The organism is Rhizobium sp. RHZ01 (assembly GCF_014851595.1).
GTDB lineage: Bacteria > Pseudomonadota > Alphaproteobacteria > Rhizobiales > Rhizobiaceae > Rhizobium > Rhizobium altiplani.
Genome location: NZ_JACUZZ010000022.1, coordinates 24,059 through 49,009 on the forward strand (window position 1 = coordinate 24,059; position 24,951 = coordinate 49,009).

At 59.2% G+C, this 24,951-nt stretch carries 21 protein-coding genes and 2 pseudogenes; 17 read left to right on the top strand and 6 right to left on the bottom strand.

Translation table 11 applies throughout. The features are described from left to right. Positions 1 to 687 precede the first annotated feature (687 nt). On the top strand, positions 688 to 1,416 hold the full coding sequence (locus IB248_RS21255) for a DUF6088 family protein (protein ID WP_192241616.1): 729 nt from the start codon (positions 688 to 690) through the stop codon (positions 1,414 to 1,416). Continuing rightward, on the top strand, positions 1,397 to 2,503 hold the full coding sequence (locus tag IB248_RS21260; protein ID WP_192241617.1) for a nucleotidyl transferase AbiEii/AbiGii toxin family protein: 1,107 nt from the start codon (positions 1,397 to 1,399) through the stop codon (positions 2,501 to 2,503). Before IB248_RS21255 ends, IB248_RS21260 begins: the two co-directional genes overlap by 20 nt. Positions 2,504 to 2,617: 114 nt before the next feature. Here the strand turns inward: IB248_RS21260 and IB248_RS21265 are convergent. Next, positions 2,618 to 3,063 (bottom strand): annotated as a pseudogene (locus IB248_RS21265) (IS30 family transposase); the annotation flags it as partial. 524 nt (positions 3,064 to 3,587) lie between these two features. On the opposite strand from IB248_RS21265, the gene IB248_RS21270 reads away from it, so the two are divergent. From IB248_RS21270 to IB248_RS21330, 13 genes are all read left to right on the top strand, one after another. Further along, a complete protein-coding gene (locus tag IB248_RS21270; RefSeq protein ID WP_192241618.1) occupies positions 3,588 to 4,343 on the top strand; it encodes an FCD domain-containing protein in 756 nt (251 codons plus the stop codon). A gap of 60 nt (positions 4,344 to 4,403) precedes the next feature. Beyond that, positions 4,404 to 5,912, top strand: coding sequence for an ABC transporter substrate-binding protein (locus tag IB248_RS21275; protein ID WP_192241619.1), 1,509 nt, complete (start codon positions 4,404 to 4,406; stop codon positions 5,910 to 5,912). 74 nt (positions 5,913 to 5,986) lie between these two features. Further along, positions 5,987 to 6,934: an ABC transporter permease gene (locus IB248_RS21280; RefSeq protein WP_192241620.1), complete on the top strand. Its 948-nt coding sequence runs from the start codon at positions 5,987 to 5,989 to the stop codon at positions 6,932 to 6,934. Next, positions 6,931 to 7,803 carry an ABC transporter permease gene (locus IB248_RS21285; RefSeq protein WP_192241621.1) on the top strand — a complete coding sequence of 291 codons (873 nt, stop codon included), beginning with the start codon at positions 6,931 to 6,933 and terminating at the stop codon, positions 7,801 to 7,803. Before IB248_RS21280 ends, IB248_RS21285 begins: the two co-directional genes overlap by 4 nt. 21 nt (positions 7,804 to 7,824) lie before the next feature. Beyond that, on the top strand, positions 7,825 to 9,606 hold the full coding sequence (locus IB248_RS21290; protein ID WP_192241622.1) for a gamma-glutamyltransferase family protein: 1,782 nt from the start codon (positions 7,825 to 7,827) through the stop codon (positions 9,604 to 9,606). 5 nt (positions 9,607 to 9,611) lie between these two features. Continuing rightward, a complete protein-coding gene (locus tag IB248_RS21295; RefSeq protein WP_192241623.1) occupies positions 9,612 to 10,373 on the top strand; it encodes a DUF1028 domain-containing protein in 762 nt (253 codons plus the stop codon). Between the two features lie 20 nt (positions 10,374 to 10,393). Continuing rightward, positions 10,394 to 12,244: an ABC transporter ATP-binding protein gene (locus tag IB248_RS21300; protein WP_192241624.1), complete on the top strand. Its 1,851-nt coding sequence runs from the start codon at positions 10,394 to 10,396 to the stop codon at positions 12,242 to 12,244. Positions 12,245 to 12,698: 454 nt separating this feature from the next. Continuing rightward, positions 12,699 to 13,607: an AraC family transcriptional regulator gene (locus IB248_RS21305; protein WP_192241625.1), complete on the top strand. Its 909-nt coding sequence runs from the start codon at positions 12,699 to 12,701 to the stop codon at positions 13,605 to 13,607. 146 nt (positions 13,608 to 13,753) lie between these two features. After that, a complete protein-coding gene (gene hemA, locus IB248_RS21310; RefSeq protein WP_192241626.1) occupies positions 13,754 to 14,968 on the top strand; it encodes a 5-aminolevulinate synthase in 1,215 nt (404 codons plus the stop codon). A gap of 51 nt (positions 14,969 to 15,019) precedes the next feature. Beyond that, positions 15,020 to 16,276 (top strand): condensation domain-containing protein, encoded by a 1,257-nt coding sequence (locus IB248_RS21315; protein ID WP_192241627.1) that lies wholly within the window; start codon positions 15,020 to 15,022, stop codon positions 16,274 to 16,276. A 119-nt stretch (positions 16,277 to 16,395) separates the two neighbouring features. Continuing rightward, positions 16,396 to 17,346, top strand: a complete 951-nt coding sequence (locus tag IB248_RS21320) for a catalase family peroxidase (protein ID WP_192241628.1) — start codon at positions 16,396 to 16,398, stop codon at positions 17,344 to 17,346. 41 nt (positions 17,347 to 17,387) lie between these two features. Next, the gene (locus IB248_RS21325; RefSeq protein ID WP_192241629.1) at positions 17,388 to 18,284 is read left to right on the top strand and encodes an AraC family transcriptional regulator; all 897 of its coding nucleotides are present in this window, start codon (positions 17,388 to 17,390) and stop codon (positions 18,282 to 18,284) included. 9 nt (positions 18,285 to 18,293) lie between these two features. Beyond that, a complete protein-coding gene (locus tag IB248_RS21330; RefSeq protein WP_112658381.1) occupies positions 18,294 to 19,187 on the top strand; it encodes an AraC family transcriptional regulator in 894 nt (297 codons plus the stop codon). A 71-nt stretch (positions 19,188 to 19,258) separates the two neighbouring features. On the opposite strand, the gene IB248_RS21335 is transcribed toward IB248_RS21330, so the two are convergent. Continuing rightward, complete coding sequence (locus IB248_RS21335) at positions 19,259 to 19,498, bottom strand: hexameric tyrosine-coordinated heme protein (RefSeq protein WP_018858175.1); 240 nt, start codon at positions 19,496 to 19,498, stop codon at positions 19,259 to 19,261. Between the two features lie 218 nt (positions 19,499 to 19,716). Here IB248_RS21335 and IB248_RS21340 point away from each other — a divergent pair, with 218 nt between their 5' ends. Then, a complete protein-coding gene (locus IB248_RS21340; protein WP_018858174.1) occupies positions 19,717 to 20,718 on the top strand; it encodes a catalase family peroxidase in 1,002 nt (333 codons plus the stop codon). A 579-nt stretch (positions 20,719 to 21,297) separates the two neighbouring features. Then, positions 21,298 to 21,723: a pyridoxamine 5'-phosphate oxidase family protein gene (locus tag IB248_RS21345; protein WP_192241630.1), complete on the top strand. Its 426-nt coding sequence runs from the start codon at positions 21,298 to 21,300 to the stop codon at positions 21,721 to 21,723. 197 nt (positions 21,724 to 21,920) lie between these two features. Here IB248_RS21345 and IB248_RS31850 read toward each other — a convergent pair. From IB248_RS31850 to IB248_RS21360, 4 genes and pseudogenes are all read right to left on the bottom strand, one after another. Further along, positions 21,921 to 22,049, bottom strand: a pseudogene (locus IB248_RS31850) (IS30 family transposase); the annotation flags it as partial. A gap of 72 nt (positions 22,050 to 22,121) precedes the next feature. Further along, positions 22,122 to 22,658 (bottom strand): cytochrome b, encoded by a 537-nt coding sequence (locus IB248_RS21350; RefSeq protein WP_018858173.1) that lies wholly within the window; start codon positions 22,656 to 22,658, stop codon positions 22,122 to 22,124. Further along, on the bottom strand, positions 22,655 to 23,701 hold the full coding sequence (locus tag IB248_RS21355; RefSeq protein ID WP_018858172.1) for a catalase family peroxidase: 1,047 nt from the start codon (positions 23,699 to 23,701) through the stop codon (positions 22,655 to 22,657). The genes IB248_RS21350 and IB248_RS21355 overlap by 4 nt, the downstream gene beginning before the upstream one ends. 504 nt (positions 23,702 to 24,205) lie before the next feature. After that, positions 24,206 to 24,934 carry an alpha/beta hydrolase gene (locus IB248_RS21360; RefSeq protein ID WP_210333043.1) on the bottom strand — a complete coding sequence of 243 codons (729 nt, stop codon included), beginning with the start codon at positions 24,932 to 24,934 and terminating at the stop codon, positions 24,206 to 24,208. Positions 24,935 to 24,951: the final 17 nt, after the last annotated feature.

Genomic DNA, 24,951 nt, shown 5'->3' on the forward strand with positions numbered 1-24,951 from the left:
CAATGCCGAGATTTGCTAACGAGGCTGAGGATCAGCGCGTGGTTGAAGCCCGAGCAACAAGTTCAGGCGCAAATCGTTCCACCACCCGATCGTCGGCGCTTCCTTTCGATCCGGTCGAGGAGCCGACGCGTTGCGCGACGTGCAACCTCCTGGAAAGGCAGAAGCAATGTAGAAAGCGGTGGCTCCATAAAACGTGCGAAGGGGTGGTTTCCCCACCCCATAACCAACACATCATCCGGGATGCGATGCGACGCTCGCGTAGAGCTCGGTAGAGGCCGAGCGCATAGTAATCATCCCCGACCACGAACGCATCCGGTCGACGGCCGCGGTCCAGGAGGTCGCTGGCGACGCGATATGCGTCGTAAGCTTGCCAGGATTGAGAGACCCTACCCGGCCGGATGCCGGGGGAAGACGGTATTTCTATTCGGATTGCAGGAGACGCGGTAATCACTCTAGCGGGGGAAACCTCAAATACTTTAAAGCGGACCTTGAGAAGGTCTTCGCGATGTTCCCGCGCCTGAAGGAGCGCCAGGCTGCAGGATTTCCGTGCCGCCGATCATCACGACCGCGGTAACCGCGATACCGGTCAGCGAAGGACGACACTTACTGACCAGAATTTGTACGCAAACTTTGGACAGCTTGTCGCTGACCAGTATTTGTATATAATCTTTGGACATTGGAGAACCAATGCCCGACCCGACGTCAGATACCATTGAGCAAGTTCACTCCCGGATCAGCGCTGGCGCTCCTTCGGGTGTGTGGTCCCGCGGTGACTTCCTTGATATCGCCAGCCCGAACGCCGTTGAGAAAGCGCTGCAGCGCCTGACAAACCGTGGCGATATTCGTCGACCTTACCGCGGGCTCTACGACAAACCCGCTATCAGCAAGCTCACTGGAAAGCTGGTGTTCCCGCCGCGCGCATCATTCGTTGATGCAATCGCCCGCCGGGACAAGCTTCGGATACTCGTGGACGGAATGACCGCGGCTAATGATCTCGGGCTCACAACGGCTGCTCCCGCGCGATCGACAATCTACGCGGACACATATCCGCGGACGATCGAAATCGATGCAACCACCGGGGATCCCAAGGTAAGCGCGCCGGTCATCTACACGCTCGATTTCAAGCGAGTCTCGGCTAAAGCCGCATTCTGGGCCGGCCGGCCGGCCATGCGCATAGTCCAGGCGTTAGCTTGGGTGCGCGATGATCGCAGCAATTTGGAACCGGCCATAAGCGGGATCGTCCAGAAACTGAGGAAGAGCCCGGACCGAGAAGCGATTTCGGATGATCTCCGATCCAACCTCTCGGCTCTGCCAGCCTGGATGTATTCGGCTGCGCAAGAAATAGCCGACGGCTTAGCACCACACGGCCAAGAAACGACGCCAGAGGGGACCGCCGATGCAGACCACGTTCATTGAGGTTCTTCGATCGAGCCCCGACGAACGCCGTGCGCTGTATGCGGCAGCCGCAGCTGGCCTCCAGACGCGCGCTGAGAATGTCGAAAAGGATCTCTATGTCTGTTGGATCCTGGACTTTCTGTTCAATCAGCGAGATGGCGATCCGGTCAATCTCTACTTCAAAGGCGGCACCAGCCTGAGCAAGGCCTATGACGTCATCAAAAGGTTCTCCGAAGATATCGACTTTGGCGTCTATAAAGCCGACATTGAAGCACCCCTTGAAGACGAGATTGCCGCACAGGGCTCGGTGACCAAGCAACAGAAAATGCTCGCAGAGAAGGTCGACGATGCGGCGCGCACCTACATCTCCGGCCCTTTACGCGACCAGCTTCTCCGCAAGATTGCAGAGATCGAGGCGATAGTTGGCGAACAAGGCCATTTCACCGTCGAGTACGGCTACGATGCCTATCGGAAACGTGACGCGCTCGACATTCTTGTCGTCACCTATAAGAGCGTGTTTGGGACCGATGCCGATTACGTTAGGCCGGCCGTCCGGATAGAGGGCGGCGCCCGCCCCGATCCTGTTCCCGTCGAAGCTCGCACGATCATCCCCTACATCGCGTCCGAACTGACCTCCGCGGACGACTTGGCGGTCAATGGGGTAACGACCGTGAAGCCGGAAAGAACCTTCTGGGAGAAGGTGCTTATTCTCCATGCGATGACCGAAATGACGGAGAAGCGAGCCGACGAGCAGAACCCCGAAAAGCCGGTACCTGATCTCAACCGGTACTCGCGGCACTACTATGATGTCCATCAAATCTGGACGAACGGCGCTTATGGAAAGAAAACGGCCCGCATGAGTGAGTTGGCCGAGGCCTGCCGAGTGCACAAGGAACTGATGTTTCGGGCGCCAGATCATCGCTATGATCGCGCAGTGCCGGGAAGCTACCGGCTAAACCCAAATTCTGAGATGCTGGAAAAGCTCGCACGCGACTACGAGCGTATGTCAGCCATGATCTTCGGCGAAATCCCGAAATTCGGGGATGTGATGCGAAGCATTGCTGAACTCGAGCAGTTCCTGAATTCGGTTTCTGAAGAGAAAAATTGAGGAGGTCATGTCGGACTAGCTCCAGGTGCTGCCGTGACATTTGCGCGCCGTTTGGAGAAGCCCCAAGTGCATCACACCCGTCTTGCAGGGTAGGGGATCACGCGTCATCCTGCAATGCGCCATGAACACCTCGGCTGGAGTGTTGTAGCCAAGGCATTTACGGGGTTGGTCATTCAGATGACGGGTGAGTTGGATCAGGTCGCGTTGTGACACGGCGGCCAGATCTGTAGCTCCTGGCATGAAGCGGCGTAGGCGCTTGCTGGCGTTTTCCAGGGCTCCCTTTTGCCACTCTACACTGGGGTCGCAGAACCAGCTACGCGCGCCGATCCCCTTCGTCCAAAGCCCTGAATCCGGCAAACTCGGTACCGCGATCAAACATGAAGCTTTGACGCGCAAATGCCGGCAATGGAGAAAGAGCTCTGATGATCTTGTCCATGATCAGGGAGCGAATGCCGGCTTGGATTCTTGATGAGAACGGTGTAGCGGCTCTTGCGCTCCACGAAGGACGTGACATTGGCATGGCCGAGTGGACACTCAAACACGGTGACGGTCCAATTGCCTGCGACCATCACCGCGAGCTCCGCGCCGCCGCCATGAACCTTCGGACGCAAATCACTCGGGTATGACAGACGGATAGAGGGCGGCCTGTTCGCCATTGGTCCGCCACCGTTAGGTGTACGATGCCAGCTAGTAGCATTCTTGAGAAACCACTGGCTAGCATGTAGCTCAGGATCAGCCCGAGTCATCGCGGCGGCGCTCGAACGACTTTATGGCCGCCGCAGCATCGAACGGCGTGCCATCTTGGAACTTTGACACCGTCAGCCTGAGCGAAAGGTGCGTCAGAGACCTTAGCAGCGTGCTCCGAAATCCTCTGTATGGCGCGTAGACGGTTAGCTCTCGACGGCTCAAGTTGCACGTGGTCGGGCGCCCTTCGCTGCCCGCAGGTGAAATGCCAGCTTGCGAGCGTAACTACTGCCTTACGAAGTCAACAAAATTGCGACTTTCATGAATTTTGGCATTGACGCCACCGCGGATTGCGGGGCAGTTTGAACCACTTGGAAATTGGTCCGAACCAATAAGCAAAATGGCAGTACAAGGACTACCCGAAAATTCAACTTATGCTCTCGAGAAGCTCCGAGAGCTGCTGAGCTCTTCCGATCTTCCCGCGGACGGCAAGCTGCCGACCGAGCGCGCTCTCTCCGATCTGTTTGGCGTCAGTCGCCGCGCCATTCGCCGGGCGCTGGAAGTCCTTGATGCCGAGGGCAGGATTTCTCGCCGCCAGGGATCCGGGACTTACGCGGGTCAGCGAGCCGAGGGGCTCAGCCGGCATGTCGGCGCTATCGTCGCCGGAACCAATTTTCTTGAGATCATGGAAGTGCGGCTGCGAATAGAGCCGCAGCTGGCGCAACTTGCTGCCGTCCGTGCCAAGCCAGCCGACATCGAGCGCATGCGTGAATTGACGAAGAAGATCGTGGCCAGTGAGGATGCCGACGCGCGCGAATTGTGGGATGGCGCGCTGCACCGGCTGATCGCCCAAAGCGCAGGCAATCAGTTCTTTCTCGAAATCTTCGATGTCATCAACCACGTCCGCCAGGACGACGCCTGGCAGGCGATCCGCGAAATGGCGCGGCGCAGCCACAAGACGGAAGAGCGCGCTTATGCGCAGCACGCCGCCGTGATCGACGCAATCGCCGAGCGGGATCCGTTACGCGCCGCCGAAGCGATGCGCCAGCATTTGCTGATGCTGCAGGAAAGCCTCATCCGCGTCACCTCCTTCGATCTGCCGTTAGAGGGAAGCGAAGAGAAACAAAAAGCTGACGGAGTTGCTCCGGACGCCTGACGATCGGCCGGCCGGGGAAAGCCGGCCCGGAAAACTGGTTCAAACATAAGAGGGAACGAGATGAAAACTGCCAACCCCCTTGCTACTCTTGGCGCAAGCGTCCTGTTAGCGCTACCAACCTTTGCCGCCGAACTGAAGATCGGCCTTGCCGATGACGCTGACGTCTTGGATCCGGCACAATCGCGTTCGTTCGTCGGTCGTATCGTCTACACGGCGCTCTGCGACAAGCTGTTCGACGTCACGCCCGATCTCAAGATCGTCGGGCAGCTTGCAACGGATTACAAATGGTCCGCCGACGGCAAGGAACTGACGCTGACGCTGCGCCAGGGCGTGAAGTTCCAGGACGATACGCCCTTCAATGCCCAGGCCGTCGTCGACAATATCACCCGCGCGATGACCCTGCCGGAATCTCGCCGCAAGAGCGAGCTTTCCTCCGTCTCCAAGGTCGAGGCAACAGGGGACTACGAGGTGAAGTTCACGCTGAAGGCTCCGGATGTTACGCTGGTGGCCCAGCTTTCCGACCGCGCCGGCATGATGATCTCGCCGAAGGCCGCCAAGGAGCTCGGCGCCAAGTTTGGCGATCATCCCGTCTGCTCCGGCCCGTTCAAATTCGTCGAACGCGTGCAGCAGGACCGCATCGTGCTCGAAAAGTTCCAGGACTATTGGAACAAGGACAACATCTTCATCGATAAGATCACCTACCGGCCGATCCCGGATAGCGCCGTGCGGCTCGCGAACCTGCGCTCGGGCGACCTCGACCTGATCGAGCGCGTGGCGCCGACGGATGTCGAGACCGTTAAGGGCGATTCCAACCTGGACATGGTCGACAAGGTCAATATCGGCAACCTCGGCATCTACTTCAACGTCGGCAACGGCGCCCGCGCCGACAATCCGCTCGGCAAGGACAAGCGGCTTCGCCAGGCCTTCTCGCTGGCGATCGACCGCGAAGCAGCCATGCAGATCGTCTATGACGGGACGGGTGTTGCCGGCAACCAGCCGTTCCCGCCGTCGAGCCCATGGTTCAACAAAGATCTTCCGGTTCCGGCCCGCGACGTCGACAAGGCCAAGGCCCTGATCAAGGAAGCAGGCTTCGACCGCGTTCCGGTCGAGCTCAACATGGCCAACGATCCGATCATCGCCCAGATGATGCAGATCATCCAGTCGATGGTCGCCGAAGCCGGGTTCGACGTAACCTTGAAGGCCACCGAATTCGCCACGCTGCTCAACGACCAGACCGCCGGCAACTACCAGGTCAGCCGCTCGGATTGGTCCGGCCGCGTCGATCCTGATGGCAACACCAACCAGTTCTACACCACTGGCGCGGGCCTCAACGACATGCACTACAGCAACCCCGACGTCGACAAGCTGCTTTCCGAAGCCCGCCAGTCGCAGGACGATGCCGTGCGCAAGCAGAAATACGATGCCGCCGGCAAGATCCTCGCTGAGGACCTGCCGATCGTCTATATCGGACATCAGGCCTGGATCTGGGGCTACAACAAGAAAGTCACTGGCTTTGTCCCGTCACCGGACGGCATGATCCGCCTCGTGGGCGTGAAGAAGGCCGACTAACAGAAAACGCCGCGCGGGCGCTGTCTCTCCCGCGCGGCGCCTGCAACGCGACTGACAAGCATCGGGATCTCCTCATGTACACCTACATCGGAAAGCGGCTGCTGCTTGCCATACCGACGCTGCTGATCATATCCGTCTTCGTCTTCTCGCTGCAGAAGCTTCTGCCGGGTGATCCGGTCCTGGCCATGGCCGGCGAGGACCGCAGTCCGCAAGTGTTGGAACTCTTGCGCGAAAAATACCGGCTGAACGATCCGGTGGTCTACCAGTACGGCTATTGGCTGGCGGGTGCGGTGAAGGGCGATCTCGGCATCTCGCTTAGGACGAACCAGGAAGTGACGACGCTGATCGCCGAGAAGCTGCCGGTGACGATCCAGCTCGCCGTGATGTCGATCGGCTTTGCACTGTTGATCGGCATTCCCATGGGCATACTCGCTGCAGTCAAGAAAAACACCGCGCTCGACCTCGTGGCCAATTTCATCGCGCTCTGCGGCCTGTCGATCCCGAACTTCTGGTTCGGCATCATGCTTATCCTCTTCATCTCGGTAAAGCTCGGCTGGCTGCTGGCCTCGGGCTACGCGCCCTTTTTCGAAGATCCGCTGCATTCGATCGAAACAATGATCATGCCGGCGTTCGTTCTCGGCAACGCGCTCGCAGCCACGTTGATGCGCCATACGCGCTCCTCGATGCTGAGCGTGCTCAGCGCCGACTATATCCGCACCGCCCGTGCCAAGGGTCTCTCGGAGGGGGCGGTCGTATTACAGCATTCCTTCCGCAACGCACTGCTTCCGATCGTCACCGTCACGGCGCTTCTCTTCGGCGAGCTGCTTGCGGGTGCTGTTCTGACCGAGCAGATCTTCACCATTCCCGGTTTCGGCAAGTTGATCGTCGATGCCGTGTTCAACCGCGACTATGCCGTCGTGCAGGGCATCGTGCTTTGTACCGCAACCGGCTTCATCCTGATGAATCTCGTCGCCGACGTGCTCTACGTCCTGCTCAACCCGCGCATGAGGACCGCCCTATGACCGCCATCGAGCAGTCGGCCACAGCAGTCGAGCCGCGTTCGCAAAACCGCGCCTGGCGCAAGATGAAGGCCAACAAGGGTTCGCTTGCGGGCCTTGTCATCGTCCTCTTCTTTGCGGTCGTCGCGATCTGCGCGCCGCTGCTGCCGATACCCGACCCGGCGGCGACCAGCTGGTCGGCGATCCGCAAGGCTCCGTCGCTTGCCCATCTTCTCGGCACCGACGATCTCGGTCGCGACATCCTTTCGCGCATGGTCTGGGGTGCCCGGGCATCGCTGCTGGCCGGCATCTTTTCGGTGGCGATCGCGGTTGTCGTCGGCGTGCCCTTCGGCCTGGTCGCCGGCTATTTCGGCGGCTGGATCGACCATGTGATCTCGCGCATCATCGAGGCGTTCCTGGCGATGCCGTTCCTGATCACGGCGATCGCGCTCGCCGCCTTCCTGGGACCGAGCCTCTCCAACGCGATGATCGCGATCGGGCTCTCGGCCATGCCGATCTTCGTGCGGCTGACGCGTGGCCAGACGCTCGCCGTCAAGACCGAGGAATTTGTGGAAGGCGCGCGCGCCATCGGGCTTCGCCACTTCAATATCATCAGACGCTACATCCTGCCGAACGTCTTCGCGCCTATCCTCGTGCAGGCGACGCTGACGATCGCCACCGCCATTATCGCCGAGGCAAGCCTGTCCTTCCTCGGTCTCGGCCAGCAGCCGCCGGCGCCGAGCTGGGGTTCGATGCTCAACGTCGCCAAGAACTTTCTCAACCAGGCGCCCTGGATGGCGCTGTGGCCGGGACTGGCGATCTTTCTCGTCGTCATGGGTTTCAATCTCCTCGGGGACGGCCTGCGCGATGCGCTGGACCCTCGGGAAGCGTAATTTCTTCGAAAGGAAATTGAGATGAGTACGTTCACGACCCGCCCCGAAATTCTCGGCACCTTCGGCGTCGTCACCTCGACGCACTGGATCGCCTCGGCCGTCGGCATGAGCATCCTGGAAAAGGGCGGCAACGCCTTCGACGCGGCGGTCGCGACCGGTTTCGTACTCCAGATCGTCGAGCCGCATCTGGTCGGCCCTGGCGGCGACCTGCCGGCGATCATCTATTCGAAGAAGAAGGATAAGGTCGAAGTCATCTGCGCCCAGGCGCCGGCGCCGGCCGGAGCCACGATCGAGCACTATACGAACGAGGGACTGAAGATGATTCCCGGCGACGGTCTGCTCGCGACCGTCATTCCGGGCTCCTTCGATGGCTGGATGCTGATGCTGCGCGACTATGGTCGCTTGAGCGTCCGCGACGTTCTCGAACCGGCGATCCATTATGCTGAGAACGGCCATCCCGTGCTGCCGCGTGTTTCTGCCACCATCGCCGGCCTTGCCGACTTCTTTGAAAAGGAATGGCCGACCTCGTTCGAAACCTGGCTGCCCGGCGGCTCTGCGCCGGCTCCCTGGTCCAACTTCAAGAACCCCGTGCTTGCCAAGACCTGGAAGCGCATCGTCTCGGAATCCGAGAGCAAGTCCGGCCGCGAGGCCCAGATCGAAGCCGCACGCGACGCCTTCTATCGCGGTTTCGTTGCCGAGGCGATCGACACATACCTGCGCAAGGCGGAAGTGATGGATGCGAGTGGCAGCCACCACAAGGGCGTGCTGAGCGCGGACGACATGGCGAACTGGCAGGCGACCGTCGAGGCGCCCGTCACCTATGACTATCACGGCTGGACGGTCGCAAAGACCGGTCCGTGGGGACAGGGGCCAGTACTCCTGCAATCGCTGTCGCTGCTGAAGGGTTTCGATTTTGCCTCCATGGATCCGGCCGGTCCAGATTTCGTACACACGGTCGTCGAGGCAATGAAGCTCGCCTATGCCGACCGCGAGATCTATTATGGCGATCCTGATTTCACCGACGTACCGCTTGAAGAGCTTCTGTCGGACGCCTATGCCGCCGAGCGCCGCAAGCTGATCACGAACGAAGCCTCCTTCGATCTGCGTCCCGGCCGTGTTTCCGGCTTCGAGGCACAGTACGATGCCACCATGGCGCTGCTTGAAGGCGCCAAGACGGGTGCTGTCTACGAGCCGACCATGGCGCATCTGAGCGAGAAGCGCGGCGACACCGTGCATATCGACGTCATCGACAGCGAAGGCAATATGGTGTCGGTGACGCCCTCCGGCGGATGGCTGCAATCCTCCCCGATCGTTCCCGGCCTCGGCTTCTGCCTCAATTCGCGCGCTCAGATGTTCTGGCTGAAACCAGGTCTGCCGTCGTCGCTTGCCCCGGGCAAGCGTCCACGCACGACGCTAACGCCTTCCATCGCGCTCCATGAAGGCCGGCCGACACTCGCCTTCGGTACGCCAGGCGGCGACCAGCAGGACCAGTGGCAGCTCGCTTTCTTCCTGCGCTATGTCCATCATGGCATGAACCTGCAGGAAGCGATCGACCAGCCGCTCTTCCACACCGCGCATTTCCCGGGCTCTTTCTATCCGCGCACCCGTGCGCCGGGCGACCTGACGGCCGAAGCCAATTTCCCCGCGGCAGTGCTCGAGGCTCTGCGCCAGAAGGGCCATCAGCTCACGGTTGCCGATCCATGGACGGTCGGGCGCCTGACAGCGGCGCGGCGCGATGCCGACGGACTGTTGCGCGCGGCCGCCACGCCGCGCCTGATGCAGGCCTACGCGGTCGGGAGATAATCGCGATGACCTGGTCCATCGTTGCCCGCGAACCGGAAACTGGCCATCTGGCGATCGCGGTCGCCACCCGCTTCTTCGCTGTCGGCGGCGTCGTGCCGCACATTCGCGGCCGCGTCGGTGCGGTCGCGACACAGGCCTTCGTGAGCCCGCTCTACGGCACCGATGGTCTCGCCATGCTCGCCGCCGGCAAGTCGCCGGAGGAGATCATTCCGGCTCTGACCGGGCGCGACGAGGGGCGGGAGCAGCGCCAGCTGCACCTCGTTGATGCCAAGGGCCACAACGCGGCCTTCACCGGCGCCAAGTGCATCGACTGGGCCGGCCATCTGGTCGACGACAACGTCTCGGTCGCCGGCAACATGCTGGCGGGACCGCAGGTGATCGCCGAAACGCTCGCCACCTTCAAGAAGACGGCGGGCCGGCCCCTGGCCGAACGGTTGCTCGAAGCCATGCAGGCCGGCGAGGACGCCGGTGGCGACAAGCGCGGCAAGCAGTCGGCGGCGCTCGTCATCTACCGCGATCAGGATTTTGCCTGGCTCAATCTGCGCGTCGATGACCACGCCGATCCCTTGGGCGAACTCAACCGGCTCTACGCCGTCGCAAAGGAGCGCTACCTGCATGTCGCCGAGACCATGCCGACCCGGGACAATCCGAGCGGCATGATCGACCGGCGCGAAATCGACGAGCGGATCGCAGGGCTGGAGGCGGAACGCTTGGCGGCCGGAAGACCGTCCGCCTCGTTCGCCACGCCGCTCAAACCCGCGACCTAGTGCAAATGGAAGGTGAGCCCATGACAACCGCAGCCGCCGTCAAGCCCGCCGCAGGCCCGGCACCCGTCCTGTCGGTCTCCGGCCTGACGACGTCGTTCAGGGTGGACGGCGCCTGGCGGCCGGTCGTGCGCGACGTCTCCTTCGACGTGATGCCAGGCGAAACCGTCGCCATCGTCGGCGAAAGCGGCTCCGGCAAGAGCGTTACGTCGCTCTCGATCATGCGCCTGCTTGCGAAAGGCAGCAGTCGCGTCGAAGGCCGCATCCTGCTCAATGGCAAGGACCTCCTTTCGCTCTCCGACAAGGAGATGCGCGGTGTCCGCGGCAAGGACGTCGCGATGATCTTTCAGGAGCCGATGACCTCGCTCAATCCGATCTTCACCATCGGGCGGCAGATTTCCGAGGCACTGACCTGCCATGGCAATCTTTCGGCGGCGGAAGCCAGGGCAGAGACGATCCGTCTGCTCGAAAAGGTCCGGATCCCGAATGCGGCCTCCCGCTTCGACGAATATCCCCACCAGTTTTCCGGCGGCATGCGCCAGCGGGTGATGATTGCCATGGCGCTGGCCCTGCGTCCTAAGTTGTTGATTGCCGACGAGCCGACGACCGCGCTCGATGTCACCATCCAGGGCCAGATCCTCGATCTCATAAAGACGCTGCAGGAAGAGGAGGGTATGTCCGTCCTTTTCATCACCCACGATATGGGCGTGGTAGCAGAGATTTCTGACCGCACCGTCGTCATGTATCGTGGCGAGGCCGTTGAAACAGGAAAGACGGAAGACGTTTTCCACCGGGGCCAGCATCCCTATACCCGCGCCCTGCTTTCAGCGGTGCCGCGTCTGGGTTCGATGACGGATCGTGCAAGCCCGCTTCCGTTCCCGGTGGTGGACGCGGCGACCGGCCAGCTGAAAGAGGCCGCAGAGGCTTGCCGAACCGTCGACGATAACAGGAAGCCAGTCCTCGAAGTCAAAGGGCTCGTCACCCGCTTCGACATTCGCGGCGGCCTGCTCGGGCGCAAAACCGGTGCGATACACGCGGTCGAGAACGTTTCCTTCGACCTTCACCAGGGCGAAACACTCTCGCTCGTCGGTGAATCCGGCTGCGGCAAGTCCACGACCGGCCGCTCGATCATGCGCCTTCTCGATGCGCGGGCCGGCAGCGTTCGCTTCGAGGGAAAGGACGTGCTGAAACTCGACGGCGCCAGCCTGCGTACCATGCGCCGCAACATCCAGATGATCTTTCAGGATCCCTTTGCCAGCCTTAACCCGCGCATGAGCGTCGGCACCTTGATCGCCGAACCCTTCAGCGAACACGGCCTTGGAACGCGCGCTCAGGCACGCGACAAGGCCGCCGACCTCATGGAACGGGTAGGGCTGAAGGCGGAGATGATGAGCCGCTATCCGCACGAATTCTCCGGCGGCCAGCGCCAGCGCATCTGCATTGCCCGTGCACTGTCACTTGATCCCAAGGTCATCGTGGCGGACGAAAGCGTTTCGGCGCTCGATGTCTCGATCAAGGCGCAGGTCTGCAATCTCCTGATGGACCTGCAAAAGAGCCTCGACCTAGCCTACCTGTTTATCTCGCACGACATGGCCGTCGTCGAGCGTCTCAGCCACCGGGTCGCAGTCATGTATTTTGGCGAGATCGTGGAAATCGGGCCGCGTCCGGCGGTCTTCGGCAATCCGCAGCACAGCTATACGAAGAAACTGATAGCTGCAGTGCCGGTCCCCGATCCCGTCCGCCGCGGTATCCGGCGAAACCTCGCGGCTGACGAGCTGAAGAACCCCGTGCGTCCCCTCGACTACGTCCCACCCACACGCCAGTATCGCGAAGTCAGCCCCGGCCACCTGGTCAGGATCGACCAAGACGCTTAGGACCGAGGTTTGTGCCCTTACGGTCGTGTTCTTCGACGTTTGGTCGGGGATCGCGGGCGGACGGAGCGGGATGCGAGATTCCCACCGGTCTGTGGCCCGCTTCTGTCCGGAAAAACTCCTTAGCTTGCATCAGCAGGATATAGGCGATCGCTTCGCTGGAAATACTAGATCCGAGGCCCTTCATGGACACCATTGCCGATTAATGGAAGGATGACGGCAAGCAAAGTCGTTTTGGGATGGATATGTTGGTCATACGCATGAAACTCCACGGGGCTTCATGCCGCAAATGGATCACAACCTCACGCGTGATTGACTGGTCGGCCAATGACGGCCGTGCACCCTGGCAAAGTGAGCGGTCCGAGCGTTTGCGATAGGCACATTCTTTTACGACATATTGCATCGCCGAATGGCTGTCATATTATGCGGATCCATTCGAAGTGATCGTGGTGACTAAATGCGCGATAGCGGTGGCTACGGGGAAGGCTTCGGCAAAAGGCTTGGCGCGCAGGCAACGTCCTTTGTCAGCAGAGCGCTTCGAAAATCGACGATCGCCGCAACCGAACTCCGATATGATAATCCGAGCTTTGAACTCTCCACTCCTCCAAAGGAGGAAGATGCGTTCATGGTCGGGCACTATCTTGTCGACTGTCCATCCTATCTTTACTGGGAGAGTGGTCGTCCCGCTCCGGCCTCGGCAATAGGTCAAGGGCAGACCATCATTTATGACCTCAAGCGACAGCCGACATTTCTCCTGAATCACGGCTTCCACACTGTTCACTACTATTTCTCCCGTGCCGCCCTAAGCGCCATCTCAGAGGAAGCGGGTGCTCCTCCTATCGATGAGCTGCAATACAAGCCGGCATTGGCCACCGACGATCCTGTTATGCGGAATATGTCAGCCGGATTGTTGCCGTTCTTTGGGCGCCCCGAAGAAGCGAGCGTGCTCTTTATGGACCATGTGATGCTTGCGATCGGAATCCACGTGGCCGCTCGCTATGGCGGCATGAGGCTTAGGCGGGAAGGCGCGCGCGGCGGGCTTGCACCTTGGCAGGAGAAGCGGGCTAAGGAATTGATCGTGTCTAGGCTTGGTGAGGATATCTCGCTCGCCGCAGTCGCCAGCGAATGCGGGGTATCGGCCCGTCATTTTTCCCGGGCGTTTCGACAATCGACCGGTGTTTCGCCGCACCAGTGGCTGACGCAGCAACGCGTGGAGACTGCGAAGCGGCTTCTCGCCGCCAACGAACTGAACCTCACCCAGGTGGCCCTGGCTTGCGGCTTTGCTGACCAGAGCCATTTCACACGAGTTTTCGTGGCGCTAACCGGGACGAGCCCGGGGTTATGGCGGCGGAATAACGCCATATGAGCGTTGTCAGGGCCGAGAGAACCAGCGATCCGCCCTTAAACTTATTCCTGTCCGAATCAAACAATAGATGACCCGTCGCTTCCAGCGGCCTTCCAGTTCATCGCTTAGGATGATCCCGTCTTCAGTCGGAAACGCGGGAGAAAAAGATGGACTACGAGGCATTTTTCAATGAACGGTTGTCAGACCTTAGGTCTGAGGGCAGGTATCGGATTTTCGCCGATTTGGAGCGCACCGAGGGCACATTCCCCCGAGCTATGATTCATTCGCCGGACGGATCACGTGAAGTGATCGTGTGGTGCTCCAACGACTATCTCGGCATGGGGCAGCACCCTGCTGTCGTCTCCGCTATGAAGGAGGCCGTGGATGCATATGGGGCTGGAGCCGGGGGCACCCGCAATATCGCCGGTACCAATCACCTTCATGTCCTTCTTGAGAGCGAACTTGCCGCCTTGCATGGCAAAGAGGCGGCTTTGACATTCAGTTCCGGCTATATGTCGAACTGGGCCACTCTGACGACATTAGGCACGCATATACCCGATCTTATTGTCTTCTCGGACGCAGCTAATCATGCTTCGATGATTGAAGGCATCCGCCATTCGAGGTGTGAGCGCATTGTCTGGCGGCACAATGACGTCCGCGATCTGGACGACAAGCTCCGTGCAGCCGATCCTCACGCCCCAAAACTGATTGCCTTTGAATCTCTCTATTCGATGGATGGTGACATTGCTCCCATCCGTGACATCTGCGACCTCGCCGAGAGCTATGGTGCGATGACCTACCTTGATGAGGTCCATGCCGTCGGAATGTACGGGCACACCGGCGGCGGTATTGCCGAAAGTCAGGGTTTATCAGACCGTCTGACGATTATCGAAGGAACGCTGGCCAAGGCGTACGGGGTCATGGGCGGTTACATCGCCGCGTCGGCAGCGCTCTGTGATTTCATTCGCTCGTTCGCCTCTGGCTTCATCTTTACGACAGCGTTGCCACCGGCGCTTACCGCCGGGGCATTAGCCTCGATAAGGCATCTTAAAAAGAGTCCATTCGAGCGCGCCCGGCATCAGGATCGGGTCGCCCGATTGCGCGCGCTTCTCGATCGAGCCGCCATTCCTCACATTGACAATCCCAGCCACATTATCCCGATCGTCATTGGCGACGCGGCCAAATGCAAGTGGGTATCCGACCTTCTCGTTCGGGATTTCGGCATTTACGCGCAGCCAATCAACTATCCGACTGTCCCCCGTCGGACCGAGCGTCTCCGGATCACGCCTACACCACTTCACACCGATGCGGACATCGAACACCTCGTTGGCGCACTCTCGTCCTTGTGGTCGCAGTGCGCGCTTTCCAAAGCGGCAGCCTGAGCCCGAGTATCGCGGCAATCGTTGCTGGCAGTCCGAACAAAGGAATTCGTCATGGAACAGCAGGTAAAGCCATCGGTCGCCCCACAATCCGGCATGTCACTTCGTCCCTTAGGCGCTGTGGAGCAATACTTCTGGCTTAGCGACCAAAATAGTCCCAAACACTTCTGCATGACGCTGCAGGCGTCGGGCGAAACGACAATTGAATCCTGGAAGAGTGCTCTCGAGGCTACCCGGTTGCGGCACCCACTCCTGCGTTCGAAGATCGCACGGAATGAGTTCGGCGTTCCAAGTTTTTACATGGGCAGTGGTCGCCCGATCCCGCTAGAAGTCATCAGGTCCGAGCCGCCACATGCGTGGAAGACAGTGGTGTCGGATGAACTGATGAAGCCGTTCGAACAAACCGATGCGCCGCTCGTTCGCGCAGTTTTGTTTCACTCACCTCGCTATGCGACACTGGTCTTCACTGCGCATCACGCGGTAGCTGACGGCATGTCGATCGCATTTGTATTGCGAGACATGCTAGAGGTGATGAGTGGCGGTCACCGCGGACAGCTCGGGCTGGCCCTCGCGCAAGAGACCATCGCCTCGGAATGGGACGTTAATTCCGTCGGGGCAGCCCAGTCCGCAACGGCGATCCCGGCGCGAATGCTTGATAGGTCAAAGGGCCGGCCCGTCATTTCGAGCCTGCAATTGTCGCAAGAATTCTCAGCGCAGCTTAGGGTGGCTGTGCGGCGTCATGCGACGACCGTCCATGGCGCACTCCTGTCGGCCATCATTCTGGCAGGTCGCCGGCTTTCAAAAGCATGGTGCGACACGACAATCCGCGCCGTATCCCCGGTCAATCTCAGGCCGACGCTCGGTATCACAGACGACTGTGTTGTCTCCATCGCCTTCCCGATCGGCGGATACGCGCCGGGCATCGCGACCGGGCTCTGGGATTTGGCCAGGGATATCCGCCAAGACCTGATGCCGATGAAGACTCGAGAGGCAATTGTCGAGTCCTTCGGTGCGTTTCAGCGTATCTTCGACGCTTCGCCCTCGGTCGAGGAGCTCGCCGCCATCGAGTTACAGGCTTGTGCTTGCGAAATGATGCTCTCGAACCTTGGGGAAGCGCCCTTGTCTGACGCGTACGGCGCTGTCCGTGTCGAAGCCCTTTGGGGACCATCGGTTTTTGTCGGCATCGAGGGCGAGCAGATGATCGGTGTAGCGACAGTCGGCGGCCGCATCCATTTGCTCCACACGAGCTTCACACCGATTCCTGGCCTTCTGAAGGCTGCCGAGAACCTGCTTCGGGAAGCCGTTGATTGATCATGAAGCGCAGACGATTTTGTCCTTTTTAGACAAAACATCGCTGCCCAGTTCACGACACCCGAGATGCCGCTACTAAACTCAACGAACACCAACGCGGTTCGCCGGAGGTATAGGCGATGTCTGATGTGATCGAAAACACCGAATTTGTCCCGACCAAGGGAGCCGCGACGCCGGCGTCGATTGTGGCAGCCCTCAAGGCTGTTGCGGGCAATCCTCCAAAGGTTCGAGCAAGTTTCGCAAAGGGTCGGTGCGTACGCGGCCGCTACGTGCCTTCCGAGCGCGCGTCGGAAATTACACGTTCTGTGAATTTCACGAGACCAGGCCGTGTACTCGCGCGGTTCTCGATGGGTGGCGGCAACCCGAATGTGCCGGATACGAACAGGTTGGTGTTGCGCGGGTTCAGCTTTCGCATCGAGACCGACGGCGAGACGTCGGACATCCTTGTCGAAAGCGCACCGGTCCATTTTGCTCGCACTCTCGACCAGATGCTTGCCTTCCTTGAGGCCCGCATTCCCGGGCCGGACGGCAAACCGGACCCCGTCAAAGTCAAATCCTTTTCGGACACCAATCCCGAGACACTCAACCAGGCGAAGTACATTGCGGCTCGTTCGCTCCCGGCGAGCTTTGCGGGAACCACGTACTGGGGAGTTCACTCATTCCCCGTTATCAACGAAGCAGGCAAGACGAGATTCATTAAATTCAAGATCGTGCCACGGATCGGAGAGATCGTTCTGACCGATGAAGAGGCGAAAGAGAAGGCTGTGGACTTTCTCCACAATGACCTTGAGGATCGCATCCGGAACGGCGGGATAGAGTTTGACATTCTGGCGTCGCTCGATCGACCAGGCGATCCGACCATGGATGTTACCGCTCGCTGGCCCGGGGAAGATGAACGTGAAACAGTTGTCCTCGGTACGATCACGATCGACGCGATCGATAGTGATCATGCCTGCGATGTCTCGATTTTCGATCCGGGTACGTTGGCCGACGGAGTTGGCTATCCGCCCGACGAAATCTTCGCCGCGCGTCTGAAGGCCTATCGAATTTCCTTGGCAAAGCGCCAATAACGACCGATCGAGCTACGAGAGCTGCCCGCGAGGAAACTGAGATGCGCAGTCAGGGAGTTTATGGACAAAGTCTCGGAGACCACTTTCACCTGGACGACGCTCCGGCCATCGTGACCAAGACGTTGAAGCGATCGGAAGTGGCGGTCACACACATTAAATGTCGGAAACCTAGCCTGACGTCATCGATCCCGACCGAAGATGCCTATCTGGTGGCGTATCAGATCGAAGACTGCATCGAGCACGAGCTTTGGATCAACGGCAAGGGCACCGGCAGGCTTCCCTTCTTCGGCGGCCAAACATCCTTCTACGATCTGCGTGAAGACCCAACGTCCTTCATCGGCGAAACCTCGAATTGCATGATGTACTACCTGCCGAAAAGCGCCATGGATATGATAGCGGAGGAACATGGCAAGCGATTTGGAGAGCTGGAGATGCGGTCCGACAAGCCCGCTGATGATCCGGTCATCGCCGCCCTTAGCACAACCCTAATGCCCGCTTTTGCAAATCCCGAATATGCGAGCCAACTCTTCCTCGATCACACGACGCTTGCCGTCGCCAATCATATCGCCCACCGTTACGGCGGTCTGCACGTGATTGCGCGGGCTGTCGCTGGAGGTCTCTCCGCGAAGAATGAACGGCGCGCGAAGGAAATCATCGACGCCAATCTTACGGGAGAGATTTCCCTCTCGGAACTTGCATCGCACTGCGGACTGTCGCCTCGCCATTTCGCGCGCGCCTTCAAGCAATCTACGGGAATGCCCGCGCATCACTGGATGGTGGTGCGGCGTTGCGATCGGGCAAAGGAGCTGCTTCGGGATACCGGATTGCCGATTTCCGATATAGCACTCGCCTGCGGTTTCGCAGACCAAAGTCATTTCACCCGCACCTTTTCCCGCATTGTCGGCATCTCGCCCGGCGCGTGGCGCAGGCGCGCTTAGGAGAACGATATGGAAGAGACTGGTGCTTACGGCGAGCGGTTGAGAAAGACTTTCAAAGTCGCGCGTGCGCCATCCCTTGTCGCCAAAACCTTGAAGAACGCCCGGATCGCCATCACGGAAATCCGTTGCGATAAGGCAAACACGGGCCTGAGCGAGCCGATCGCAGTCGAGGATGCGTTCCTCATGACCGTACAGTTGCGCGACGTTCCCGCTCACGACCTGTTCCTTGATGGCAAGCAAATGAAAACCGCGTTTCTGCCTGTGGGGACAACGAGCTTTTACGATCTGCGCTCGTCTCCGGTGGCCAATAGTATAAGCGCTTTCAACCACATCAGCTTCTATGTGCCCCGAACAGCATTGACGGCTATCACCGATAAGGAAGGAATTCCGTCGGTCGACGCTTTCAATCACAACCCGGGCGTTGGCGTGCAGGATCCCGTCATGCATAATCTGGTCCGTGCCATACTTCCGGCGTTCCGTTCCCCTGGTCTCGCCAATCAGTTGTTTGTCGACCATCTGACAGTTGCTGCAACCGCCCACGCAGTGCGCCATCACGCATGTGCGTTTCGACAAAAAGCGACGCGGCGCAAGACCTTGTCGGACGGAGAGGTCTCAAGAGCACAGGAAAAGCTCTCAGAACATCTGGACGGTGACCTCAGGCTGGAGGAACTTTCGGATGAGTGCGGCATGTCGCCACTAGAATTTGTGTCCGCCTTCGAGGAAACCGTCGGCGGCTCCGTTCACGCCTGGAGGGACGACCTCAGGATTGAGCGTGCGAAGCGCCTGTTGGTCCGCGGCTACGAAGCAGGAGAAGTGGCCGCGCTCCTTGGTTATGAGCAAGTTTCCGACTTCGTCGGCGATTTCATCCGAAAAGTCGGGACCGACCCGCGTGGTGTCCACTGACTACCACTACCGGTCGCTCTTTTGCACTTTCGTACGGATTCAATTTGCTCTTTGTTTGCCTCCTCTCCGCACTATGCAATGGGTCGATCGTGCCAATAGTTGTTCGCCGCAGCGATGGCTTGAAAGTTCATCGCAATGATTTGGCAGGCCATTAAAATGGTTTCGGCATCGTCCTCGTAGATCACCACCAGCCGGTCCCGTATGCTCTTCGAAGGCTGGACCTTCCTCACCATTTCCCATGCAAGCCTGGCGGCCAGATCGACGCCTTCGCGGGGGGTTGCGGTTTCAAGTGATGCAGCGAACTCTTTCACGGATGCCTCCCAGCTTCTTTTGCCGTTGCAGGATAGTTCACTCAGGTTGGCAGGTATTGGACGGTGGCGCCGCTGCTTGCACTATCCGGCCATTCCGTACTGCACCTGAATGTTCAATTTGATGGCCCGATTTGGAAAAGAATGACAGTTGCGGAAAATCCGGATTGTGGCGTCTCGGGCAAAATTGCGTGGTGAATATAGCGAAAAGGAGCAATCGCATGTCGAACCTCACTTCCGCCAATTTCCGGATCAAACGTTGCATGGCGGCATCAGTCTTTTGGGCCGCCATGATAACGTCGGCCGCCTGGGCGGACGGGCAGAAAGAAACGCCGCAGGACCTCATAAACACACTCCACGGGACATTTGGTGCGCACCACGAACGGGCGGTGCACACCAAGGGCGTGATGGTCGTTGGTACATTCACGCCGACTAAGGACGCGAGTAAACTCACGAAAGCTTCCGTGTTCTCCGAAGGAAAACTCCCCGTCGTTGCGCGTTTCTCCCTTTTTGCCGGCGTGCCCGACATTCCAGATACGGCGAATGGCGCGGCACCAACCGGCCTAGCGATCAAAATCAAGGCCAAGGACGGGACTGAGTTTGATTTCGCCACCGATCAACACAACGGATTCGTCGTCGCGACGAGTGACGAATTCGCCAACTTTCTACGTTTGGTAGCCGCGAGCGGTCCGGGCGTGGAACATCCGACGCCGTTGGAAAAGTTCCTCGATAGCCATCCAATCTCTAAGCATTTTGTCGAGACACTCACGTCCCCCGCATCCTACGCAACTGCGACCTTCTTTGGGATCAACTCATTCAAATTTACCAATGGTGACGGAAAGTCGGCGTTTGTGCGCTATCGCTTTGTGCCGAAAGCCGGAGAGCACTACTTGAATCCCGAGGAACTCAAAAGGATGCGACCGAACTATCTCCAAGAGGAAATCGTGTCGAGGATTTCCAAGAAGCCGGTCGTGTTCGATTGGTATGCGCAGGTGGCCGAAGATGGCGACAAGATCGAAGACCCGTCTATTGCATGGCCGGAGAGCCGCAACCTCGTAAGGCTTGGCACATTCAACTTCGATGGCTTGCCGCGCGATAAGGCCGTCGCCGACAAGCAAACGCTTTTCCTCCCGGGTACCAGTCACCCTGGTATCGAACCGGCTGACCCCATGCTGACGTTTCGCAACCACACCTATCCGATATCGTTCGGAGAGCGGCAGTAGGAAGCGCCAGTTGCCGGCCGCCGCCCTGTTGCGCCACTAACATTGAAAACAAAGCGCTTTTTCGGGCGCAGATGGGCCGCGTTTCGCATCCGTTCCCATCTGCGCCCATAATTATTTTGGGTGCAAGGGCAGGGCGACGTGTCTGCTTTGCGGCAAGAGGGATCATGCCGATGCAAGTGAAGCAACGTCCTGTCGGCGATCTTGCTTTCTTTTAGAACCTTGACCGTCCTCATGATGTTCCTGGCAGGACCCTGCTGGCCGATGACGTGGGCGAGCACCTCTGCACCATTTCCTCGCTTGCATGCAGTCTGAGCTCCTGAGGCGCGCACGAAGTGGAACAAAACCACAATCAGTCCGCTCGAGGTGCAGGTCACGGTCTCGACGACCATCGAACGAGGGCGAGCAATGTGTTAATCGTCCTGGAAGGCATGAGATTAGAACGGACGCATCAATGGCTGGATCGGGCGGTGAACGCATATCTCGCAAGCTCGCGGCGCTGTCGGCCAAACTCCGGGGAAGCCGGCGGGCTGTCGAATGAGACTGCACAAAAATCGTGAACACTCACTGAGGGATGAGGCAATGGACGAAGATCATACGAAACGCATGATCCTTGAATTCCTGAGGAAGCACACTTTGGCGGTCATTGCGACATGCCACGGCAATGGAACGCCGGAGGCGGCTACGGTCGACTTCTCCGTGCGGGACAATCTTGAGATCGTGTTCGACACTTTCAAAGACACCCGGAAGTTCAACAATCTTGCGGAGCGTCCCGGCGTCGCGTTCGTTGTCGGATGGAACGACAACATCACGGTTCAATATGAGGGTGAGGCAACAAGGGTTCCTGCCGCAGATATCGAACAATACCAGGAAGCCCATCTCAACAGCGTCCCGGCCGAAAGGGAGTTCATCGAGAGAGGGGCCGAGATGTTCAAAGCAACGCCGCGGTGGATTCGATATTCCGATTTCAACAAGGAGCCTCCCGAGCTGATCGAGATTCAATTCTGACAGACGCAACGGCTTCGGGTCGCCGTCCGAGGGCGTCGGCTAAATCGTGACACCCGCCTTGTGGGCAAGATAACCTAGAGGATCGCGGAGGCTCAGCAAACCCGATCATCAAGATAAATGTGGGCGCTCCCAACGGTCGCGAATCGTGGGCTCGGCGACGTGTTTCGTTCTCGGAACGGCTGCTTTTGGCAGTGGGTTCAATTGATCGCCGCAACACATTCGGAAATTTTTTCCGCGGGCGTCTGATAAAGCAAGGTCTTTCTTGGAGGTTCGTTGAGCTGCCAGGCGATAGCATTGAGCTGGGCTTGGCTATGTACGGACAGGTCGGGCGGAAAAATGGCCTTCAGGCCTCACGAACGAAGTCCTTTTGCAGGGCGACCTCGTCGGTCGGAGCGAGCCTACTTGCCAGACAGCATCGTTTGAAGGACCCCATCGCGTCGAACTAGACCATGGAAGAGCGCTGCCGCCAGATGCACCATCACGAGGGCAAAGAACGCGAAGGCGAGATAGAAATGCGCGCTCCACAGCATAGTATGGAGGCTCGCGCTCTGCGGTAGGATCGGCGGAAGGCGGAACCCACCAAAAAGCACGATGGGATAGGCGGCTGCGGACATCATGGCCCAGCCGATCAGGGGCATGCCGATCATCAGCGCGTACAAGGCAACATGGGAGAGATGCGCGGCAAGTCTCATCGGCTCGGGAAGGTCTGCGGGCAGTGCTGGTGCGCCTGATACGGAGCGCACCAAAAGACGAACCAAGGCAAGAACGAGAATGGCGATTCCCAGCGTCTTGTGGGCTATCAGCAGCGGTACGTACTGCCGTCCGATGGTCGAGACCATTCCGACGCCGATGAATAGCATGGCCAGAATTCCGATCGCCATCAGCCAATGCAACAAACGCTGAACGGCGGAGAAGCGTGTTTTTATGTCCGTCATGGCTTTGCGCTCACTGCTGTTCGAGGATAGTGGTTCGCCTCACTGGTCCGCAGATCATAGGATCTGGCATAAGCTGCCGATCGGGCTGCCGGGAACGGGTCATCGGCTACCTTAATACCGTCAGGCAAAATGGTCGGGTCAAAATTGATATCCCGGCAGGGACCATCGACCTCCGGCTCGATTTTCTGCACCACGAGCGTTCCAGCTTCGACAGTACGCCGCTCGGGCGGCCAGGCCCTCGTCGGATCCGATGTTGGATCTGAGGGGTCGGCAACGGTCAGCACGAGTGTCCAGCGCTGCGGCGATTTGGCAACGCGCTCAGTAATGTCTTCTTCGAGATGATTGGGACCGAGTTTCGCGAAATCCGCGCCGGAGATTGGCACGGCCTGCGTTTCTGGGCGCAATGACCAACGCACTGCGTTCTTTGTACCCGCGGCATCCGTGAAAATGAATGCATTGAGACTGTTAAAAGTTACCTCCGCGTAGCTGGCTGTCCAGGGAGCCTTGGTTGCCCACTCGCCAAACGCAGCGAATTCTGGATGTGCTGCCACGAAGCCTTTCATCGCTTCGGGATCCTTACTCTTCGAGGCCTCGAGCAGGTCGTAGAACCCGTGAGGCGTCGAGACCGCGAAGACGGGTGGGTCAATTAGTGCCATGCGCCAGACGCTGTTGTCAGGCGCTGAGATTTGCACGCCGACGCCCCGCACCCGCACCGTCGGATCAGCGGCGTTCGGATCAGCCGTTGCCAAGTTGAAGCGCCCGAGAACGGGGTAGTGCCCTGCGGTGAATACCGTTGCCTTCGAAAGCGCCACAGCGGTCCCATTCGCTTCAAAGGTGCCAGTGAAGCAGACGCCCTTTGCGTGATTTCGCCGATGTCCCAGCGCGGGTCCGCCCGGAGGCGCCAGGGCGCTGACAAGTTCTGTTGAAGAAAGGCGACCGGGCGAAAGCCATCCGGCAGTGTAGGCAAAGGCGCCGACGCTGAAACCGACCACCGCGGCAATCAGCATCAAAGATCCGAGAGCGGAACGCTGCGAGCCCGGCATACAAGCCTCTCCGTCTTTAGCAGTTTCTCTGCGATGCTAGGAAATCAACGCTAGTGCGTTGACAGGCGATGACGCGGGTTAAAGCGCTTCTCCTGTTCTTTGGGCACGGAGGATGGCATTGTTGTTGAGCGTGGTCAAATCGGACTTCATAACGGAAAGCGCATCCTCAATGGCCGGGATGGGGTACCTGGAAGAGGTGGCGAATCCGTGCTGTGATCGATGTTGGATGGAGCTGAGCGCCTCAAGTCATTCGACAGCTGAACTCGCTCTCCACTCGCAGTAGTCACGCTGTCAGCACGGATGAGCGTATTGGTGAGCCCCGATCGGTAATCATGTCGGCGTGCCGCTGGGGCGGCTCGCAAGATCGATATTGGTCGCTTTCATGGCTCCTTCCTTTTTCGATGATCAAGCGGGCGGATCCCGGTTTGGCGCCATTATAAGGCAACAGTGATAAGCGCCTTGATGTTCACGCGCGTTGCAAGAATGGACCGAAGCATCGAAGCTTCAGGCGGGGCACGGCTCGCCAGTCACTAATCGGGCGAGAAGATCTCCAGCCTCAGAGCCAGGGACACCGAGGTCGCGAACTGAGTCCATGTGATTCCGAGCTGCCAGGATCTTCCGGACTGCCGGGAGCCCTTGCCCTCGCAAGGTAGACAGAAACGCATTAGATTGCGCATGAAAAGGATCTGTCTCTTTTGCGCCAACCGCTAGGATAACGCGGCAGTGCGGGTCGTGGTGGTGGGAGAGAGGTGTGAAGCGCGCCACCTCTTCATCCGATAGCGCAATCTCGTTTTGAAGAAACGACCGCTGCAACGGAGCGAGGTCGTAAAGACCACCGAGCAAGAACGCACCTTCGATGCCGGAGGGGATGGTACTCCCATGAAATAGGAAGCTTGCCAGGTGTGCGCCTGCCGAATGCCCGCTCACCGTTAGTGCCGAGGGGTCGCCTCCATACTCTGCAATGCGGTCAATCACCCATCGTTTGGCGCGTACGACTTGGTCGACAAGGACCTCCATCCTGTGGGCAGGCATTAATGCATAGTCGACGATGACCGCGATCGCGCCTGCCTGGGTGACGGTGTTTGCAACACAGGAATAGTCGCGCTTGGAAAACATCCGCCAATAGCCCCCATGGATGAACATGTGGACCGGAAGGTTCTTTCGTGTCCCTTCCGGATAGAAGATATCCAAGCTTTCGGAGGGACCGTCGCCATAGACGACGTTCCCAGTCATTGATAGAGTTTCGCGAG